The 1,366-nt window shown below is 68.5% G+C and carries 1 protein-coding gene and 1 pseudogene; one reads left to right on the top strand and one right to left on the bottom strand.

The window, feature by feature from the left end:
• Positions 1-100: 100 nt before the first annotated feature.
• Positions 101-505, top strand: coding sequence for a gamma-glutamylcyclotransferase family protein (locus AC1DY5_RS55770; RefSeq protein ID WP_478122728.1), 405 nt, complete (start codon positions 101-103; stop codon positions 503-505).
• A 17-nt stretch (positions 506-522) separates the two neighbouring features.
• Here the strand turns inward: AC1DY5_RS55770 and AC1DY5_RS55775 are convergent.
• Positions 523-1,366 (bottom strand): annotated as a pseudogene (locus AC1DY5_RS55775) (transposase); the annotation flags it as partial.

A 1,366-nucleotide genomic window follows, 5' to 3' on the forward strand; every position in this document is an offset into this window, starting at 1 on the left:
GCCGTAGGCCACCAGGCGACCGGGGCCGTAGGCCACCAGGCGACCGGGTGYGTGGGATGCGGAGTTCAATAGACTGATCGTTCAGAGGATTGATTCGATGATGCCCGATCCGGATGCCCGCCCCGCCACGCCCCGCCATGTCTTCGTCTACGGCACCCTGCGCGCGGGCGGCAGCAACGACATCTGCCTCTTCTCGCCCGCGCCGGTGCGCATCGCCGATGGCGAGATCGACGGCACGCTCTACGACCTCGGCGCCTATCCGGGCGCGGTGCTGGGCGGCGAGGGCAGGGTGCGGGGCGAGATCTACCGCATCGCGCCGGAGCTCGAGAGGCAGCTCGACCGGCTGGAAGAGGTCAGGCCCGACGACAGCGGCGAGTACGTCAAGCGGGAGGTGCAGGTGCGCGTGGCCGGCGCGCTGCTGGCCTGTCTGGTCTACGAGATCCATCCCGACCGGATCGCCGGTCGCGTCGCGATCGGCAGCGGGGACTGGTTCCGGCGCGACTAAAATGGAAACGTCCTCACTCAAGTTGGAGTGACCTGCACTGCGTAGCCGATTTGCTGAAGCCGTCGGATGAGGCGGTTGGCGGTTTTGTGAGCGCCGGCGCGGTCGAAGCGGGCGGCGCCCGGGTCGTGCCATTCGGTACCGTCACGCAGCATGTGCAAGCGGCGGTGAGCATCGAGGCGACCACGGCGATGATGGCCTTCTTGGCACCGCGGCGCGCACGCAGGCGGTGGAACTGCGCCTGCAGGTAGCCGCCCTTGACCCTCACGGCCGACCAGGCGGCCTGCACCAGCGTGGTCTTGAGCCACTGGCCGCCGCGGCGCAGCCGGGTGCTGCGGCGCTTGCCGGCGCTCTCGTCGTTGCGCGGACACATGCAGGCCCAGGACAGCAGGTGCCCGGGTGTGGGGAAGCGCGACATGTCGATGTCGATCTCGGCCACGATCACGCGCGCGCTGACAGCGCTCAGGCCCGGCATGGTGCTCAGGAGCTTGGCGGCTTGTCAAAACGGCTCGAGCCCGAGGCCCACCCTTTTCGATGTCGGCAATGGCCCGGTCCAGCGCCTCGATGTGGCCCAGGTGCAGCTTGAGCATGAAGCGGTGGTGCGTGCTGACGCGTCCGCGCAGGGCTTCGAGCAGTTCGGTGCGACTGGGCTTGAYGCGGGTGGTGATGCAAGAGGCCAGGCGCTCAGGGTCATGCTGACCGTCGATGAGGGCCTGCAGCACCGCCCCGCCCGCTCTTGCCCCAGGATGTCGCTGAGCACGACGCTGAGCTTGAGGTTGGCGTCCTCCAGGACCTTCTCGATGCGCTGGGCGTGGGCACTCCTTTCGAGCACGAACGTGCGCGTGAGCGTGCGCAGTTCCTGCA

It is taken from the genome of Variovorax sp. P4_D9 (assembly GCF_056401695.1).

Excerpts from the sequence above, each read along its gene's own strand:
- AC1DY5_RS55770 (WP_478122728.1), top strand. The coding sequence starts at position 101 with ATGCCCGATCCGGATGCCCGCCCCGCCACGCCCCGCCATGTCTTCGTC.